The sequence below is a fragment of the uncultured Cetobacterium sp. genome (assembly GCF_947038635.1).
Taxonomy (GTDB): domain Bacteria; phylum Fusobacteriota; class Fusobacteriia; order Fusobacteriales; family Fusobacteriaceae; genus Cetobacterium_A.
On the sequence record NZ_CAMQXC010000033.1, the window covers coordinates 1 to 18848 of the forward strand.

Genomic DNA, 18848 nt, shown 5'->3' on the forward strand with positions numbered 1-18848 from the left:
ACCCAGAGTACAATATTTGCTATTTCATTTGTTTTAGCTGGAGTAGTGATGTATGATGCTGCTGGAATTAGAAGAGCAGCAGGAAAACATGCAGGACTTTTAAATACGTTACTGGATAGATTTGCAGCAAAAGTTGGAGAGAAACTGCATGATGAAAAATTAAAAGAGCTTTTAGGACACAGTCCATTAGAAGTATTAGTAGGGGCTATATTAGGAGTGGTTGTAGCTTTTGTGTTTAAAGGTTATATTCAAGCTTAAGGATGGAAAAAGATGAGGGTAGATAAGGAATATATTAATAAGTTACAAAAGGAAAGCCAGGAAATTAGAGATACTCTTGTAGAGATTACAAGTAAAAATGGTGGACATTTAGCACCAAATTTAGGGGTAGTTGAATTAACTCAATCAATAGTCGAAGTTTTTGACTTACCAAAAGATAAACTATTATTTGATGTTGGACATCAATCATATGTTTATAAATTATTAACAGGAAGAAGAGATAAGTTTAAAACATTACGAACAAAAGGTGGAATAGGGCCTTTTTCAGATCCAAAAGAAAGTAATTTTGATTTTTTCATAGCAGGACACGCTGGAAGTGCTCTTTCTGCAGGAGCAGGAATAGCTAAAGCAAATCCTGAAGATAAAGTTATTGTAGTTATAGGTGATGCATCAATAGCAAATGGTCATTCTTTAGAAGCGTTAAATAATATCGGAGAAAATCTTAAAAATTTAATAGTTATATTGAATGATAATGAAATGTCTATAGGGAAAAATGTAGGTTCATTATCTAAATTTTTTGGAAAGCTAATGATTAGTAATGCATATATGAATATAAGAAAAGATGTAAGAAGTGTCATAAGTAAAGGAAAAGTTGGAAACCAAGTCAAAAGTGTACTAGAAAGAATAGAGCACTCTGTAAAACAGTTTTTTTTACCTTCAAGCATATCAGAAGTTTTAGGATATCAATTTTTAGGCGTAATAGATGGCCATAATTTAGAGGAATTAATAAAAACTTTGACTGTAGCTAAAGAGATGGAAGGACCTGTTTTTATACATGTAAAAACAGAAAAAGGAAAGGGCTATCAATTAGCAGAGGAAAATAAAGAGAAATTTCATGGGATATCTCCATTTAATCCAGAAACTGGTGAGGTTGAATCAGGAGGTCGAACATATTCTAATATTTTTGGATCAAAATTAGTTGAATTAGCAGAAAAGGATAAAAGTATATATGCTATTTCAGCAGCAATGGTAAAGGGAACAGGATTAGGTGATTTTCAAAATAGATTTGAAGATAGATGCATAGACGTAGGGATAGCTGAAGGACATGGTGTGACATTTTCAGCAGGGCTAGCAATATCAAATAAAAAACCTTATGTAGCAATATACTCAACATTTTTCCAAAGAGCTTTAGATCAATTGATACACGATGTAGGATTACAAAATTTACCAGTTAGATTTATAGTGGATAGAGCTGGAATAGTTGGAGAGGATGGAAAAACACATCAAGGTATACATGATATAAATATGTTTTTAAGTATGCCAAACTATAGGGTACTTGCTCCAACAACAGGAACAGAATTAGAAGAGATGCTTGAATTTTCAAAAGATTGTAAAGATGGACCTCTAGCTATTAGATTTCCAAGAGGGAAGGCATTTGAATTAGAAGGTACTTTAAAAAATAAGTTTGAATTAGGTATATGGAAAGAAGTTAGAAAAGGAAAGAAAAATCTTTATTTAGTAACCGGTGCAATGTTAAAAGAGATAGTTGATATAGAAGCAGAACTTTTAAGAAGAGGATTAGATGGAACGATAGTAAACTGTTCATCTATAAGACCTTTGGATGAAAACTTCATTCTTAATGAATTTTCAAAATATGAAAATATATTCACATTTGAAGATGGTTATGAAAGAGGTGGATTCGGTAATGAAGTAGTTAGATTTTTAAATGAGAAAAAAATGAAAATTAATATAAATATAATAGCTTTAGATAGCGTAGCAATACCTCATGGGTCAAGAAATGTACTGTTAGAGGATTATGGTCTAAGAGGTAAAAAACTAATAGAGAGAATTGAGGGTAGCATTAATGGCGAAAAATAGTAATGCACTGAAGTTTATAAAACTTCTATTAAACCATGAAATGGTTTTAGATTTAGATCATCACGATGATCAAGGTGTTAAAGTAACAACTCATACGTATGATGTACTAAAAATATCTTTTGAAGAGATCAGAAGAGATTATAGAGATTTAAAGGAAGCAAGAGAGAAAGTAGATTTTTTCTCAATAGTAGTTGGAGTAATAATTCATGATTTAAGTAAAGGGAGTATAAGAAAAGCCGATGAAAAGCTTTCTCATTCTCAAATGATGATAAAGAAACCTGAATATATTATCAAAGAAGCTGAAAGAGTTTTATCAGAAATAGAAGAGGTTTTAAACTTAAAAATTGTAGATAAAATAAAGAAAAATATAACTCATATTGTAATATCACATCATGGTAAATGGGGAAAAATTCAACCTAATACAAAGGAAGCTCATATAGTTCACAGAGCCGATATGTACTCAGCAAAGTATCATAGGATAAATCCAATTGGTGCTGACAAAATTTTAAAACTTATGAGTGAAGGTGTTAACTTAGATGAGGTAGCTAAAAAGTTTAATTGTACTACTGGAGTTATAAAAGATCGTCTAAAAAGAGCAAAACATGAACTTAGACTTAAAAATACAAAACAGTTATTAGGTTATTACAAAAGCAAAAAGAAGATTCCAATAGGAGATGACTTCTTTACAAAAAGAGTCAGAGAAACTGAAAAATTAATAAAAGCTGTTGATAGATTAGGATTTGAAAATCTTATTTTAGAAAATCCACTATTAAATTATTTAGAGGATGATAAGATTTTTGAAAAGGAAGGAAATTAATGAAAGAAAGAGTAGATGTTCTGCTAGTTGAAAAAGGATTTTATGAAACTAGAGAGAAAGCAAAAAGAGCAATTATGGCTGGGTTAGTTATAATAAATGATAAAAAGATAGATAAACCTGGAACATCTATAAAAATAGATGAGGAGCCTATAATAAGAGTTAAAGGTGATGCTTGTAAGTATGTAAGTCGTGGTGGCTTAAAACTTGAAAAAGCTATAAATGTTTTTAACTTAGATTTACAAGGAAAAAGAGTACTTGATGTAGGATCTTCAACAGGTGGATTTACAGATTGTTCATTACAAAATGGAGCATCTTTTGTATACGCAGTTGACGTAGGAACAAATCAATTAGATTGGAAATTAAGAAGTAATGATAAAGTAAAATCATTAGAAAATACACATATAAAAGATTTAACTTTAAATGAATTAGATAATGAAAAAGTAGATTATATTGTAATGGATGTTTCCTTTATATCGATAACAAAAGTAATAGAACATTTGGTTAAATTTTTTAAAGATGATACAAAGCTTATGGCATTAATAAAACCACAATTTGAAGTAGGAAAAGAAAATATTGAAAAGGGTGGAATAGTAAAAGATAGTAAGAAACACATAATGGCAATAGAAATGGTTATAGAAGAAGCTAAAAAATCTGGTCTTAGATTAAAGGCACTAGATTTTTCACCAATAACAGGTACAAAAGGAAATGTTGAATATATTTCTATATTTGAAATAGGAGATGAAGAGTCGCATATCAACATAGAATCAGTTGTAAAGCTAGGAAAGAACTTGGGAGGAGCCATATGATAAAACTGTTAAGAAATACTGGAGTAGCACTACTTTTATCTGGAATTATGATTGTGAATACAGTTCCATCATATTCTGTAGATAATGGATTTATTGCAAATATAAAAGAGTTAAAAGAGCTTTCTGATATTATGAATATCATAAAAGAAAACCATGTAGGAACTGAAAAAGATCCAACTAATACAACTCTTATGCAAGGAGCATTAAAGGGAATGATGGAATCTTTAGATGATCCTCATTCAAATTATTTTACAAAAGAGGAATTAGAAAGTTTTAAAGAGGATATTGAAGGGAAATATGCAGGTGTAGGAATGGTTATTCAGAAAAAAGCAGATGAACCTTTAATTGTAGTTTCACCAATAGAAGATACACCAGCATATTTAGCTGGAATAAGAGCTAAGGATAAAATTATAGCAATAGATGGTGAAAGTACTTATAAGTTAACAAGTGAACAAAGTGTTAAAAAGTTAAAGGGAGAACCAGGAACTTCAGTAAAACTTACAGTTTATAGAGAAGAGGCAAAAGAAACTAAAGATGTTGAATTAAAAAGATCAATTATTCAATTAAAATATGTAAAAAGTAAAATGATTGGAAAAGATATTGGGTATTTAAGACTAACACAATTTGGTGAAGATGTATATAAAGATGTACGTAAAGATTTAGAAGGTTTAATTAAAAAAGGTGCTAAAGGTATTATTCTTGATTTAAGAAGTAATCCAGGAGGATCTTTAGGACAAGCAGTGAAAATATCCTCTATGTTTATTCCTGAAGGAAAAATAGTTAGTACAAAGGGAAAAACAGGAGAGGAAGAGATAGCTTATAGAGAAGGAAAATATTTTGGTGATTTTCCTTTAATAGTTTTAATAAATGAAGGAAGTGCCTCAGCTTCTGAAATTGTTTCAGGTGCAATAAAAGATTATAAAAGAGGTATTTTAATAGGAGAAAAATCATTTGGAAAGGGAAGTGTTCAAACATTATTACCTTTACCAGATGGAGATGGAATAAAATTAACAATAGCTAAATACTATACTCCTAGTGGAGTGTCTATTCATGGAAAAGGAATAGAACCTGATATCTTAGTAGAAGAAAAAGATGATTTCTTATTCTTTAATGGTTTTGTTACAAATATAAATGAAGATGAAACAAAAGAGAATAGAAATGAGATTATAAAAGAGGTTAAAGGAGAAGAGGAAGCTAAAAAAATAATTTCAAAAGGAGATATTCAACTAGATAAAGCAGTTGAAGAGATGAATAAACTTTTGGAGAAAAAATAGGAAGAAATGAGGTAGAAAATGCTTTATATAGTAGCAACACCTATAGGAAATTTAGATGATATAACTTTAAGAGCTATAAAAACTTTTGAAGAGGTAGATTTTGTTTTTGCAGAAGATACAAGAGTAACAAAAAAGTTATTAAATCATTTAGGAATAGAAAAAATAGTGTATAGATATGACGAACATACAAAAATGCATCAAGTTTCAAATATTGCAAATATGCTAGAAAATGGAAATAAAATTGCTTTAGTAACAGATGCAGGAACTCCTTGCATATCAGATCCTGGATTTGAAGTGGTTGATGAGGCTTTAAAAAGGGGAATAAAGGTTATACCAATTCCTGGACCAAGTGCAATGACAGCGGCAGCTTCAGTTGCAGGAATTTCAACTAGAAGATTTTGTTTTGAGGGATTTTTACCTAAAAAAAAGGGTAGACAAACGCTTTTAAAATCTTTAGCAACTGAGGAAAGAACAATTGTAATATTTGAATCTCCTCATAGAATTGAAAAAACATTAAGAGATATAGAAACTTTTATTGGAATAAGAGAAGTAGTAATAGTAAGAGAAATAACAAAAATTTATGAAGAAATATTAAGAGGGACAACCACTGAATTAATAGAGAAACTTTCAAAAAATCCTGTAAAAGGAGAGATAGTTCTTTTAATAAAGGGTAATGAAAAATAGAGGTGAGAGATAATGTCAATGACAAAAATTAACTGGTATCCAGGGCATATGAAAAAAACGAAAGATTTAATTAAGGAAAATATGCCTTTGATAGATATTGTTCTTGAAGTTGTAGATGCAAGAATTCCTTTATCAAGTAAAAATCCTGATATAGCTGGTTTTGCAAAAAATAAAAAAAGAGTGATTGTAATAAATAAATCAGATTTAGTTACAAAAGAAGAGATTAATTTCTGGAAAAAGTTTTTTAAGGAAAATAATTTTGCAGATGAAGTATTAGAATTATCAGCAGAAACTGGTTTTAATATGAAAACTCTTTATACAATTATAGAAAAAGTTTCTAAAGAAAAAAAAGAGAGATTATTAAAAAAAGGATTAAGAAAAGTTAATACAAGATTGATGGTAGCGGGAATACCAAACGTTGGAAAATCAAGATTAATTAATAGAATAGTAGGGAAAAATAGTGCTGGAGTAGGAAATAAGCCTGGATTTACAAGAGGAAAGCAATGGATTAGAATTAAAGAGGGATTAGAATTGTTAGATACTCCTGGAATTTTATGGCCAAAATTTGAAAATCAAGAAGTAGGTTATAATTTAGCAATAACAGGTGCAATTAGAGATGAAATACTTCCAATAGATGAAGTTGCTTGTGTATTAATAGAAAAAATGTTAAAAATGGGAAAAAAAGATGTTTTAAAGGAAAAATATAAACTTTTAGATGAAGATTTTGATCAAGTTAGTGGTGCAATAATAGAATCGATAGCTCTTAGAATGAATATGTTACAAAAGGGTGGACATTTAAATGTTCAGCAAGCGACATATACGCTTTTAAGAGATTATAGAGCTTGTAAATTAGGTAAGTTTGGCTTGGATATGGATATCGCTGAAGAGATTAAAAACTTATATAAGTAGGAGAAAAAAGATGAGTTGCAGATTAGATTTAGATTTGAATTTGGTTGAAGATATACTAGTTAATTTTTTAAAAGAAGAAGCTAATAAAGTTGGGTTTTCTAAAGTTGTTTTAGGGCTTTCAGGAGGAATAGATTCAGCACTAGTAGCATATTTAGCTGCAAAAGCTTTTGGACCAGAAAATGTTTTAGGGATACTTATGCCTTATAAAACTTCAAGTAAAGAAAGTGTTGAGCATGCTAAACTAGTTGTAGAAGATTTAGGAATAAAATCAGAATTAATAGAAATAACTCCAATGGTAGAACCATATTTTCAAATGAATCCAGATATGGATGGATTAAGAAAAGGAAATAGAATGGCAAGAGAAAGAATGTGTATTTTATTTGATTATTCCGCTAAAGAGAAAGCATTAGTTTTAGGAACATCTAATAAAACAGAGATGTTGTTAGGGTATAGTACACAATTTGGAGATGCTGCATCAGCTATTAATGCTATCGGAGACTTATATAAAACTCAAGTATGGGAATTATCAAAACATATGGGAGTACCTCAACCATTAATAGATAAAAAACCCAGTGCTGACTTATGGGAAGGTCAAACTGACGAGAGTGAATTAGGTTTTTCTTACAAGCTAGCAGATGAGATTTTATTTTCTTTAATAGATGAAAGAGAAAAAAAAGATGAGATTATAAAAAAAGGTTATCCAGAAGATATTGTAAACAAAGTCATTTGGAAAATTAAGATGTCTCAATATAAAAGAAAACTTCCTTTAATAGCAAAGATATCTACAAGAACTATAGGAAGAGAGTTTAGATATCCTAGAGATTGGGGAGTATAAACAAAAAGGAGGGTTAGATTTGAGAGGGGAAGAGCAATTAAGAGAAGAGTTACAGGAATTTCAGAAAGAAAAAGAAAGAATTAGAAATATTGTAGGTCAAATAGGTGGATCAAATAGCAAACAAAATAAAATAATAAATACACTTTTAATAATAATAATAGCTGCACTATTAATTTTAGGTGGTGTTTTTAATAGAATAACTCCAACGTTAGCAGTTCAAGTAGCTATTTTATTTGGTGTAATAAAATTAATATGGATGTTTTATGAATCACAAAGGGCTAGTCATTTTCAATTTTGGATTTTAAACTCTTTAGAGTTCAGGATAAATGAAATTTATAAAAAAGTTAAAAAAATGGAAAAAGAGTTAGAGAATTTAAAAAAACTAGAGGAGTTTAAAGAAGATGGTAAATAATTTTAAAACTGCTGAAGAATTAATGAAAGCAAGATATAGTGCCTTTGAAAATGGAAACATAGAGTTTATAGTAGAAACTCATCACCCAGAAACAAAAGGGGATATGGATGTTGAAGAAACAAGAAAATGGGCATTAAATTCAGAATGGTTAGGATTAGAGATAGTATCAACTGAAGCTGGAACTGAAACTGATTTAGAAGGAATCGTTGAATTTAAGGCTTTTTATAAAGAGAATGGACAAGAGGTAGTTCACCATGAAAAAAGTAAGTTTGTAAAGCTTAATAATGAGTGGCTATATTATGGATGGTTGCCACTTCAAGGAACTATCGTAAAAGATGAAAAGATTGGAAGAAATGATCCATGTACTTGTGGGTCTGGAAAAAAATATAAAAAATGTTGTGGAAAATAAAAAAATTTATTTAGGGAGAGTAGAGAATGAAAATTGCTATTATTGGTTATCCAGACTCAGTAAAAAAAATTTTAAAAACTCTAGAACCACAATATTCTCACATAAGATTTTTACCTTATGAAATAAAACAATTGAGGGATTCTGTAGAAAATTTAAAAGATTTAAAGGGGAGAGTAGATGGAGTATTTTCCACAGGAATAGGTGTTCATTCAGAAATAGTGAGCAAATTGGGGTTAAATGTACCAATGGTTTATTCGAATAGAGAAGCAGGAAGTATTTTAAAAGCTCTATGGGAAGTAAGAGAAAATTATCCAAATATAAATAATTTAAAAATAGGTTTTGATATAGTTGAAAAAGATATTTTATTAGATACTCTTGATGAGTTTGGAATAACATTAGATGGAGTGGATGTTCAAGAATATAAAGAGGATAAAACTGAATTAGATTTTCTAGATGAACATATTAAAAATTTGTCTAAAGGTGAAGTCCATTGTATATTAACAGCTTTTGGATATGTTTATGATTATTTTAAAAGTAAGAAAAAACCAGTATATAGATTACAATCAACAAAAAATGAGATTAGTAATCAAATGAAAACACTTTTAAAAGATATAAAAATTAATGAAAATTTTAAAAATAGAATTGGAATAAAAATAGTAAAAATTATAAAAAAACATAAGAAAGATGAACTCGAAAATGATAGAGCTGCGTTTAAAGTAAGTTTAAATGATATATTTCTAAAATATTCTAAAAATATACATGGTAATTATCAAGAGCTTTCAGAAGATGAATATATATTTTTTACAACTCAAAAAATTCTAGAAACTAAAGAAAATGAAGTTAATTTTTTAAAATTAGTAAATGAAATATATATGTTAGGAGCTAAAGTAGCAGTAGGAATTGGATATGCAGAAAATATTCAAGGTGCTACAATAAATGCAAAAAAAGCATTGAATATAAGTTTAGTAAATGATAAAGGTGAGATTTTTCTTTTTTCAGATAATAAAATAAGAGGTCCTCTTTATAAAAAAACTAGATTTGATTATTCAACTAAGATAAGTGAAAATTTTGAAAAAGAAGCAAAAAAAATTGGAATAACACCAAAATATCTATCTAAAATAAGAGCGTTACATGAAACTTTTGGTAAAAAAGAGTTTACAAGTAAGGAACTTTCAGAAATTTTAGAAATAACTGAAAGAAGTGTAAATAGAATAATTAAACCAATTATAACAAGTGGTTATGCAGAGATAATAGAGTATGAAGTTTGTACAAGTGCAGGTCGTCCAAGAAGGGTTGTAAGGTTTAATTTTTGATAAAAAGAGATGAAATTAATTCATCTCTTTTTATTTTTTTTGTATAACCGCACTTAACAGTTCTTAAATAGAACAATACAATTCGAAAAGAAATAAAAAATTCGAAAAAAACCTTGACATAATAGTAAAAAAATAGTATTATTTTAAATGTAAATTAAAGTCCTATTTGAGACAAGTGGACGTATGTAAAAAATTATATTAAGGAAGAGTGAGCACTATGAACAAAAACACAATTAATGTATTTTTAGTTGTAACAATTATTTCGCTAGCTTGTGAAAAAGTTGGAAAAATTCAATTGGGAAAAGTAGCATTATTCCCAATGTTATTTGCTGTAGTTATTGGAATGATATTAACACCAGATTTATTAGGAAAAAAAATTCAGAAATTAAGAGAGATTATTGGAGAAAAAGAGATGAAAATAGCCAGTGATATGGTTATGTTAATTCTTTTAATGCTTGGAATAAAATTAGGAACATTTGTAGGACCTAATCTAGATAAAATTATTCAGGCTGGTCCAGCATTTTTAGCGCAGGAGTTTGGACATGTGTTAGCACCAGTGGTAGCGGTTCCTTTAGCGCTTAAGTTAGGATTAACAAGAGAGGCTATAGGAGCAGGATCAAGTATAAGTAGAGAAGCTTCTTTAGGTGTAATTGGAGAAAAATATGGAATTTCTTCTTTAGAAGGAAGTGGAGTGCTAGGAGTTTATTTAGCAGGAACAATTGTAGGAACAATTTACTTTGGAGTACTAGGATCATTAGCTATATATACAGGAATTCATCCACTAGCATTAGGAATGGCTTGTGGAGTTGGAAGTGGAAGTATGATGACAGCAGCAGCTTCATCTTTAGCAGAAGTTGTAGGACCTCAATATGCAGATCAAGTTTTTGCGTATGCATCAACAAGTAATATGTTATCAGGATTGACAGGAGTAAATATTCTTGTATTTATATCATTACCATTTACAGAGTGGTATTATAAGAAATTATCTCCAAAGTTTGCAAAAAAGGAAGTGAAGCAAAATGCGTAGTTTAGATATAAAAAAATATGTATTATATTTTATATTAATGTCAATGACAGGGGTTATGGTTTTAGCAGGACAAGCTATTGGATTACAGAAACAATTTATAGGAGCCATTCCAGGAATGTTTTTAATAATTACTTTAGCATTAGGATGTTTTGCTGTTAAGGATGCTTTTCCAAAATTCCCGTTACCTGCATATGCATTATCAACTATAGTTGGAATGATAGTAAGTATACCAGCTTTATCAATATCTAAATTCTTTGCACCAGAGATAGGTACAGTTGAATTTATGCCATTATGTACACCGTTACTTGCTTTTGCAGGAATATCTGTAGGAGATAAAATTGAAGAATTAAAAGCGATGTCTTGGAAGATAGTAATAATAGCATTAGTTGTATTTACAACAATTTTCTTTGCATGTGCTTTAATAGCTCAAGGAGTACTAAGATTACAAGGAGCAATTTAATTAATACTTAAACAGATTCAAGGAGAGAACTATGAATATAAATGAAATTAAAGAAAGAGTAATAAAAGCTATTGATGAAAATAGAGAATTAATATTAAAAGCAGGACAAGATATGTATGATAATCCTGAGTTTGGATACAAAGAATTTAAAGGAACTGAAATTGTTTCAAATTACTTTAAAAATGAATTAGGACTAGATGTAGAAGAAGGAATTGCCTATACAGGTTGTAGAGCAAGAGCAAATGAGAACATGGAAGGACCTAAAGTTGCAATATTAGGTGAGTTAGATGCAATATCATGTAGTGACCATTTAGATTCAAATGAGTTAGGAGCAGTTCATGCTTGTGGACACCATATACAAATTGCAGGTATGTTAGGAGCAGCTACAGGATTAGTAAAATCAGGAATATTGAGTGAGCTTGGAGGAAAAGTAGATTTTATGGCGACTCCAGCAGAAGAGTTTGTTGAATTAGGATATAGAACTCAATTAAGAGCTGACGGAAAAATTAAATATTTTGGTGGAAAACAAGAGATGATATACAACGGAACATTTGATGATGTGGATATGGCAGTTATGTTCCATGCTTTAGATTTAGGTGATAAAAAAGTTTTAACAGGACCTGTGAGCAATGGATTTATAGGAAAAACTGTTAAATTTATAGGAAAAGAATCTCATGCAGGTTCAGCACCACACGAAGGAATAAATGCTTTAAATGCAGCAATGTTAGGAATAAACAATGTACATGCTCAAAGAGAAACATTTAAAGATAGTGATAGAGTAAGATTCCATCCAATTATCACGAAGGGTGGAGATATTGTAAACTCAGTTCCAGCTGATGTAAGAATGGAAGCTTATGTAAGAGCTAGAACAATTGAGGGTATGATTGATGCCAATAAAAAAGTAAATAGAGGTTTAACAGCAGGTGCTTATGCAGTTGGTGCTGAAATAGAAATAACAGAGATTCCAGGATACTTACCAATTTTAAAACATGATTCTATGGAAGATGTTTTAGAAGGAAATTTAGAGTATCTAGGATTAAAAGATGATATGATTAAAGGTGGAGATTTTACAGGATCTTTCGATTTTGGAGATGTATCTCATATAATGCCTACTCTTCATCCGATGTTCGGTGGAATAAATGGATCTCTTCATACAAGAGAGTTTAAAACTGTAGATGATGAAATCGCAATACTAATGCCAGCAAAAGCTTTAGCATTAACAGTTGTTGACTTATTGTTTGCTCAAGGAAAGAAAGCAAAAGAGATTTTAGATAACTTTAAACCAGTTATGACAAAAGAAGAGTATTTAACTTTTATGGAGTCAAACGATAAAGTTATAAAAGCTTAATAACAACTTATTTTTAATAATTTTCTCATAGAAAGAGGCTATTTAATAGCCTCTTTTTCTATTTATACTAATAATTTCATAACACTGTTGTGTAAAAAAACAATAATTTCATAACAGTGGTATATAATAAAAATGTTGAATTTATATGTATATTGAGATATAATATAAAACATGTTTAAAAAATAACATAACATATAGGAGAAAAAATGGGAAGAAAACCTAATTTTACTAGAGAAGAAATTTTGAATAGTGCATTTGAAATTTTAAATAATGAAAGCTTAAAAGATGTAACAGCGAGAAATATAGCAAAAAAATTGGGAGTATCTACAATAGCTATATATTCAGCTTTTAAATCAATGGATGAATTAAAAAATGAATTAGCTAAAAAAGCTAAAACAAAACTTTTTGAATATACAAAACGTAACTATGCTGATTTATCAATTTTAAATATAGGAATAGGAATATGTCTTTTTGCAAAAGAGGAGAAAGCATTATTTAGAACAATTTTTTTAAGAGAAGGATTACCTAGAGAGTTTATGGATCAAATAATGGAAGACTTCAGAAATTTAATATATAGTGGATTTAATAATAAAAAAGAATATAATCAGTTTCCTGAAGACATAATAGAATGGGTTATAAAAAAAGGTTGGTATTTCTCTCATGGATACGCAACTTTAATTTGTACTGGATTTTATATTGATATAGAATTTGAAACCTTTAAAAAAGAAGTTATAGAAATGGGAAATGTATTAATAGAAAAAGCTTTAGAAATGACAAAGGAGAGGGAAAATGAAGTTTAAGCAACAATTAATATTATTAGGGGTAGTTTTATCAGCTAATGCTATGGGAGGAAGCATAGACTATCTTTCACAACAAGATGCAGAATATTTAGCACATCCTGCTATGGTTGGAAAAATTGGAGTATCTGGAGCATATTATAATCCAGCTGGAACGGTATGGTTAGAAGATGGAACTTATATACAAATTAATAATCAAACACATTTGAAAGAATATAGTATGGAACATGGAGATTATAAATTTAAAAGTGACAAACCATCACCAGTAGTTCCAAGCTTACAAATTGTAAAGAAAAAAGGAGATACAGCATTTTTCTTTCATGCTGGAGCGATAGCAGGTGGAGGAAGTGTAGCATATAGTGGAGGAATAGCCACTTTTCCAGAGATAGCTAACAAGTTTCCTGCAGGAGAATTTACAGGTGGCTCGACAATACATGGAAAATCATATTATGTTGCTTTTCAAGGTGGAATAGCTAGAAAATTCAATGAGTCTTGGAGTGGAGCAGTTGGACTTAGATTAATTGATGCTGAGAGAAAATTTAAAGGAGAAGGAAATTTTACAACAAAAGCGTCACCTTTAACAGGAAATGTAAAATTTGATATAGATTCTGAAAGAACAGCTTTTGGAGTAGCTGGAATATTTGGATTAAATTATCATCCAAATGATAGATTTAACCTAGGAATAAGATATGAAACTGAAACTAAGTTAGATTTTGATAATAAAGAACATAAATTAAAAAATGGATTTAACACATCTACAGGAACTCCAATTATAGGAAATATATTTTATGATATAATATCGAAAGATCCTGCAATTAGACAATGGATGTCAGAAGGAAGCGGAAAAAGAAACTTACCAGCAATGGCAGCGATTGGAGCCTCTTATAGAGCAACAGATAAATTGACACTTTTAGCTTCTGGAAATTATTATTTCATAAAAGAAGCAAGCGATGACTTAGGAAATTTTGATCATTATGATAATGGATATGAGGTAGCAATTGGTTTAGATTATCAATTAAACGAAAAATGGACTTTAATGACAGGTTACCAGTATACAGACACAGGAGCTAATGAAAAAACATACACAGATACTGATTATGTTTTAGATGCAAATATGTATTCAGCAGGAGTTAAATATAAATATAGCTCACAACTTGAGTTAATGGCAACGTACTCATATGTAGATTATATAAATGATAAAAATATTAAAAATATAAGATACAGTAAGCATGTAGATGCATTTGGACTAGGATTAATCTATAAATTTTAATAGTATAAAAAAAGCAGATAATTTATCTGCTTTTTTTATTAATATCTCTCTTTTACTTCTCTTTCAATACTTCTTTGTTGATCTTTTTTTGCTAAAGAATCACGCTTATCATAATTTTTCTTACCTCTAGCTAAAGCTATTTCTACTTTGACAAACCCTTTAGACAGGTGAATATTTAAAGGCACAATTGTATAACCTTTTTGAGTAGCTTTTTCATGTAATTTTTTAATTTCGCCTTTATGTAAAAGAAGTTTTCTAACTCTTCTTTCATCAGGATTATAAACACTACCAAAAGACCATGGAACAATAGTCATACCCATGATAAAAATTTCATTATTTATTATTCTAATAAAAGACTCTTTAATACTAGTTTTACCAGCTTTTATAGATTTAACTTCACTACCAACTAGTTCAATTCCAGCTTCAAATCTATCTTCAATAAAGTAGTCAAAAAAAGCTTTTTTGTTATTAGCTAATATCATTAAAATCTCCCCTCTTTTCTTCTCCCAGTGTATTCGTTACAAAATTCAGTTGGAACAACCTCTATTTCAAGCATCTGTAAATCAGATCTAACTATTAAAATATCCATTTTATCTCCTAAATGAAACTCTCTATTTGTATCTAAATCTTTCATGACATAATTATTTTCATCAAATTCATAGAAGTTTTTAGCTGTAGTTACATCCCAGAAACACTCTACATGCTCCTCTGTTTCAAAGAATATTTTTTTATTATTAAATCCAACTATAGTGGCCTTAAATTCATCTCCAATTTTATCAAGCATATATTCAACTATTTTAATTTTAACACTTTCATCTTCCATTTTCATAGCTTTTCTTTCTGTTTGAGAGATATGCTGTGTAACCTCTGGAAGATAGTTTATAAGAGTTCCGAATTGCTTTTTAGTTGGATAACCATGTATAGCAATATTTAAAATTCTATGTATTAGTAAATCGGCATATCTTCTAATAGGTGATGTAAAATGTGTGTAGTAATTAGATGACAGACCAAAATGACCTAAGTTTTCAACACCATATCTAGCTTGTTTAAGAGACATTAAAATCATTTTATGTACAATCATATTAATACCTCTAGCTTCAGAGTCTTCAATAATTGATTGGAATTTTTTAGGATGAATATCCTCAAAAGAATGAAGTCTATATCCAAATCTAGAAAGAGTATCACTTAAAGTTTTTACTCTTTCTGGGTCAGGAGTTTCATGAACTCTATAAACAGAAGGTATTTCTAACCAGAAAAGTTTCTCGGCAACCGCTTCATTTGCCATAATCATAAAATCTTCGATGATTCTCTCTGATTCTCCTCTTTCAATATTTTTTAAATATTTAACTTTTTTATTTTCATCTAAAACAACTTTAACTTCAGGAAGATCAAAATCAATAGAACCTCTATTGTATTTGATAGCTCTTATAATTTTAGAAAGCTCGAGCATAGTAAATAACATATCTACGATATCACTATATTTTTCAGTAGTTTCAGGATCTTTAGCAATAATTTTATTAACATTTCCATAAGTCATTCTATGAGCAGTTTTAATAACTGATTTATATGTTTGAACATCAATAGCTCTTCCATTAGAATCAATAAGAAGTTCAACAGAGAATGTAAGTTTATCCTCATGTGGATTTAAAGAGCATATTCCATTTGAAATTTCCTTAGGGAACATTGGTAAAACTCTATCAACTAAGTAAACAGAGTTTCCTCTTTTTTCAGCTTCCTTATCTAATTTAGAACCAGTTGGAATATAGTGTGAAACATCAGCAATAGCTACAATAAGTTTATAATATCCATTATCTAATTTCTCAACATAAACAGCATCATCTAAGTCTTTGGCATCGTCACCATCAATAGTTATGATAGGAAGGTGTCTTAAATCTTTTCTTTTCTTTATTTCATCCTCAGATACCACAGTTGGGATTTGACGAGCTTCTGCAATAACATCATCTGGAAATTCTTCTGATAAACCTTCTCTAAGAATCAAAGCTTTAATCATATTATCTGTATCAAAAGGATTTCCAATTGATTCAAGAATTTTTCCTTCAGGTTTTTTTTCATCACTTCCCCAAAAAGTTACATCAACAACAACCAACTCTCCATCTTTAGCTTTATTGAAAAAGTTTTTAGGAATATATATATCTCTACCAAAAGATTGAGTTGGTCTTACAAAACCAAAATTTTCTTTCTTTTCAAATATTCCTATAATTGTATTTTTTTCTCTTACAAGAACTTCAACAATTTCTCCCTCTTTCTTTCCTTTGCCTTCAGGTGTTGTAACGTTTATTAGAACAGTGTCTCCATCTAAAGCTGTACCAAACTTACTTCTAGGGATAAAGTACCCCTCAGTATCAGTATCAACAAAACCAAACTTCCCTTTAATATTTGAAAATTTTCCTTTAATAAAACCTAAATTTTCAGGGATATTGTATTTATTTCTTTTATTTTTCATAATTTCTCCAGAATTAATCCAAATTTCAAGAATTTCTCTATTTTCTTTTTTAAATTTTGGAGACCACCCCATAGCTTTAGTTATTTCATCAAGAGTTAAAGCTTTGCTGCCTTTTAATATATTTTTTAATTTATCAAGTTGTTTGTCTAATTTTGTATTTGTTTTCATAAATTCCTCCTATTAGCTTATTTTTAAAAGCCAATTTCGCATCTCTATAGAGTTTACATGAATGACGTAATCTCCTTTTATAAGATACTCTATTTTTTTATTAACTTCTAGTAGAATGGCTTTGTTTAAATCCACTAGAGCTAAATCTCTAATTTTTTCTACATGAGGATAGTCTCTTTTAGGTTCAATAGCATCAGCTATATACACTATTTTTTCGATTAAACTCATATTTTTACGACCAGTTGTATGAAATTTTATAGCATTTAAAATTTCATCATCATCAATTTTAAATTTTTCTTTTGTGATATAAGAGGCTACATAACTATGTAAGATTTCAATATTAGTTAAGTAATCTTTTGTTTCATCTCTAAAATATTCTTTAGATATTTTAAGAAGTTCTTCTCTTGTAAATTCCTTAGCATAATCATGTAAAAGAGAAGCCAACGCTATTTTATTTAAATCAGCATTGTAAATTTTTCCTAAAGTGATAGCTGTTTCTAAAACTCTTATAGAGTGTTCATATCTTTTTTTAGAAAGAACATCGCTTAATTCCTTTTTAAAAAAATCTATATTCATAATATTCCTCCAAATTTTTAAAAGGGAGTTTCTGAAAATAGAAACTCCCCAAAATTTTATATATTACTGTTTAGTTTATAGCTTTTACTTATGTTAATAAAATTGACTTTTTCAGCAGTCGAACCATTAATAAGTAAAACTACATTATCTGCTCCACCAGGAGTTAGTAAACTATTTACAAAAGAATAAATTAAAAGTAATTCTTCTTGTGGAGTTTTTGCAGAAGATAAAATTTTAGAATCTAAATCTAAGTAAAGAGTTCTATTTTTTATGTATACTTCATATTTAAAATTTTCTTTTTTTAAGATATTTTTATCTTCTAATTTTTTTAAAAGTTGAGATATGATATCTTTTAAAATATCTTCTTTATTAGATAAATTAGAATTTAAAATAATATCCTCTTTTGATAATTTTCCTTGTTTTAAGTTAGGAAAAAAAATTGTGGTAGTAACTTCTGTCTTTTGAATACTCTCTAAAGTAGGAGTTGATATATTTGTTACTGTTTCACTTTTTTTATTTACTTTATTTGAATATACTCCAGTAGCGATAGTAAGAGCTATTAAAATGACTAAAAAAATCTTTAATTTATGTGACATAAAACCTCCTAATAGAAAAATGATCTAATTTTATTTGCTAGTTCATCTGCCATAACATTTTGATTTGCATCTCTAGAAAGTTTAGTTACGTCAGATTTATTTGTTATAAATCCAAGTTCTACAAGGATACCGGGGCCATTAAATCCTCTTAAAACAGCAAAGTTTGCTCCATAGATTCCTCTATCCCTCATACCTAATCTTTTAGAAAGAGATGAATTTAATGGTCTAGCAATAGTTATAGATTTTTCCATATTTTTGTTATATGCAAGTTCACCCATAATTTGAGCTATACTAGTTGTCTTTTCACCATATTTTTCACCAAAACTATTTTCGTAAGATGCAATTTTTTCAGCATAAGGAGATGATTTTTTTGAAAAATAAAATATTTCCATTCCTTGGGCTGATGAATTTTTAGATGCGTTTAAATGTAAACTTACAAAAATATCAGCTTTTCCTCGGTTAGCAATTCGACTTCTTTCAGAAAGACTAATGAAAGAGTCATTGCTTCTAGTCATAATAACATTAAAATCTTTAGAAAGTTTAGTTTGTAATTTTTTTGCCACAGCTAAAGCTATATCTTTTTCTTTAT

Annotated in this window: 21 protein-coding genes; 16 read left to right on the forward strand and 5 right to left on the reverse strand. The window is 29.1% G+C overall.

The features are described 5' to 3' along the window. The 16 genes from Q0V08_RS04995 to Q0V08_RS05070 all read left to right on the forward strand — a co-directional run. Nucleotides 1-258, forward strand: a 258-nt coding sequence (locus Q0V08_RS04995; protein WP_297432628.1) for a divergent PAP2 family protein, incomplete at its 5' end; no start/stop codon positions are given. A gap of 12 nt (nt 259-270) precedes the next feature. Further along, on the forward strand, nt 271-2094 hold the full coding sequence (gene dxs, locus Q0V08_RS05000; RefSeq protein ID WP_297432630.1) for a 1-deoxy-D-xylulose-5-phosphate synthase: 1824 nt from the start codon (nt 271-273) through the stop codon (nt 2092-2094). Next, nucleotides 2081-2911: an HD domain-containing protein gene (locus Q0V08_RS05005; protein ID WP_023050276.1), complete on the forward strand. Its 831-nt coding sequence runs from the start codon at nt 2081-2083 to the stop codon at nt 2909-2911. The genes dxs and Q0V08_RS05005 overlap by 14 nt, the downstream gene beginning before the upstream one ends. Beyond that, nucleotides 2911-3717 (forward strand): TlyA family RNA methyltransferase, encoded by an 807-nt coding sequence (locus Q0V08_RS05010; RefSeq protein ID WP_297432632.1) that lies wholly within the window; start codon nt 2911-2913, stop codon nt 3715-3717. The genes Q0V08_RS05005 and Q0V08_RS05010 overlap by 1 nt, the downstream gene beginning before the upstream one ends. Beyond that, nucleotides 3714-4991: a S41 family peptidase gene (locus tag Q0V08_RS05015; protein ID WP_281699439.1), complete on the forward strand. Its 1278-nt coding sequence runs from the start codon at nt 3714-3716 to the stop codon at nt 4989-4991. Before Q0V08_RS05010 ends, Q0V08_RS05015 begins: the two co-directional genes overlap by 4 nt. Nucleotides 4992-5009: 18 nt before the next feature. Continuing rightward, nucleotides 5010-5675: a 16S rRNA (cytidine(1402)-2'-O)-methyltransferase gene (gene rsmI / locus Q0V08_RS05020; RefSeq protein WP_240218976.1), complete on the forward strand. Its 666-nt coding sequence runs from the start codon at nt 5010-5012 to the stop codon at nt 5673-5675. 12 nt (nt 5676-5687) lie between these two features. Continuing rightward, entirely contained in the window at nt 5688-6584 is an 897-nt protein-coding gene (ylqF, locus tag Q0V08_RS05025) for a ribosome biogenesis GTPase YlqF (RefSeq protein ID WP_023050272.1), read from the forward strand. Nucleotides 6585-6594: 10 nt separating this feature from the next. Beyond that, the gene (locus tag Q0V08_RS05030) at nt 6595-7419 is read left to right on the forward strand and encodes an NAD+ synthase (RefSeq protein WP_297432635.1); all 825 of its coding nucleotides are present in this window, start codon (nt 6595-6597) and stop codon (nt 7417-7419) included. Nucleotides 7420-7438: 19 nt separating this feature from the next. Next, entirely contained in the window at nt 7439-7831 is a 393-nt protein-coding gene (locus Q0V08_RS05035; RefSeq protein WP_297432637.1) for a hypothetical protein, read from the forward strand. Then, nucleotides 7821-8240 carry a YchJ family metal-binding protein gene (locus tag Q0V08_RS05040; RefSeq protein WP_297432639.1) on the forward strand — a complete coding sequence of 140 codons (420 nt, stop codon included), beginning with the start codon at nt 7821-7823 and terminating at the stop codon, nt 8238-8240. Before Q0V08_RS05035 ends, Q0V08_RS05040 begins: the two co-directional genes overlap by 11 nt. Before the next feature lie 26 nt (nt 8241-8266). After that, nucleotides 8267-9553: a hypothetical protein gene (locus Q0V08_RS05045; RefSeq protein WP_297432641.1), complete on the forward strand. Its 1287-nt coding sequence runs from the start codon at nt 8267-8269 to the stop codon at nt 9551-9553. Between the two features lie 217 nt (nt 9554-9770). Beyond that, entirely contained in the window at nt 9771-10580 is an 810-nt protein-coding gene (locus Q0V08_RS05050; protein ID WP_297432643.1) for a DUF3100 domain-containing protein, read from the forward strand. Continuing rightward, entirely contained in the window at nt 10573-11040 is a 468-nt protein-coding gene (locus Q0V08_RS05055; protein ID WP_297432644.1) for a hypothetical protein, read from the forward strand. Before Q0V08_RS05050 ends, Q0V08_RS05055 begins: the two co-directional genes overlap by 8 nt. 31 nt (nt 11041-11071) lie before the next feature. Beyond that, nucleotides 11072-12388, forward strand: coding sequence for an amidohydrolase (locus tag Q0V08_RS05060; protein WP_297432646.1), 1317 nt, complete (start codon nt 11072-11074; stop codon nt 12386-12388). Between the two features lie 206 nt (nt 12389-12594). Beyond that, nucleotides 12595-13188: a TetR/AcrR family transcriptional regulator gene (locus tag Q0V08_RS05065; protein ID WP_257163099.1), complete on the forward strand. Its 594-nt coding sequence runs from the start codon at nt 12595-12597 to the stop codon at nt 13186-13188. Next, nucleotides 13178-14455, forward strand: a complete 1278-nt coding sequence (locus tag Q0V08_RS05070) for an outer membrane protein transport protein (RefSeq protein ID WP_297432650.1) — start codon at nt 13178-13180, stop codon at nt 14453-14455. The genes Q0V08_RS05065 and Q0V08_RS05070 overlap by 11 nt, the downstream gene beginning before the upstream one ends. A gap of 38 nt (nt 14456-14493) precedes the next feature. Here the strand turns inward: Q0V08_RS05070 and smpB are convergent, their stop codons facing one another. The 5 genes from smpB to Q0V08_RS05095 form a co-directional block, all read right to left on the reverse strand. Next, nucleotides 14494-14937 (reverse strand): SsrA-binding protein SmpB, encoded by a 444-nt coding sequence (gene smpB, locus Q0V08_RS05075; RefSeq protein WP_297432652.1) that lies wholly within the window; start codon nt 14935-14937, stop codon nt 14494-14496. Continuing rightward, entirely contained in the window at nt 14937-17087 is a 2151-nt protein-coding gene (gene rnr / locus Q0V08_RS05080; RefSeq protein ID WP_297432654.1) for a ribonuclease R, read from the reverse strand. The genes smpB and rnr overlap by 1 nt, the downstream gene beginning before the upstream one ends. A 12-nt stretch (nt 17088-17099) precedes the next feature. After that, nucleotides 17100-17663, reverse strand: coding sequence for a bis(5'-nucleosyl)-tetraphosphatase (symmetrical) YqeK (gene yqeK / locus Q0V08_RS05085; RefSeq protein ID WP_297432656.1), 564 nt, complete (start codon nt 17661-17663; stop codon nt 17100-17102). A gap of 56 nt (nt 17664-17719) precedes the next feature. After that, nucleotides 17720-18259, reverse strand: coding sequence for a GerMN domain-containing protein (locus Q0V08_RS05090; protein ID WP_297432658.1), 540 nt, complete (start codon nt 18257-18259; stop codon nt 17720-17722). A gap of 8 nt (nt 18260-18267) precedes the next feature. Further along, on the reverse strand, nt 18268-18848 hold a 581-nt coding region (locus Q0V08_RS05095; protein WP_297432660.1), incomplete at its 5' end, for an N-acetylmuramoyl-L-alanine amidase.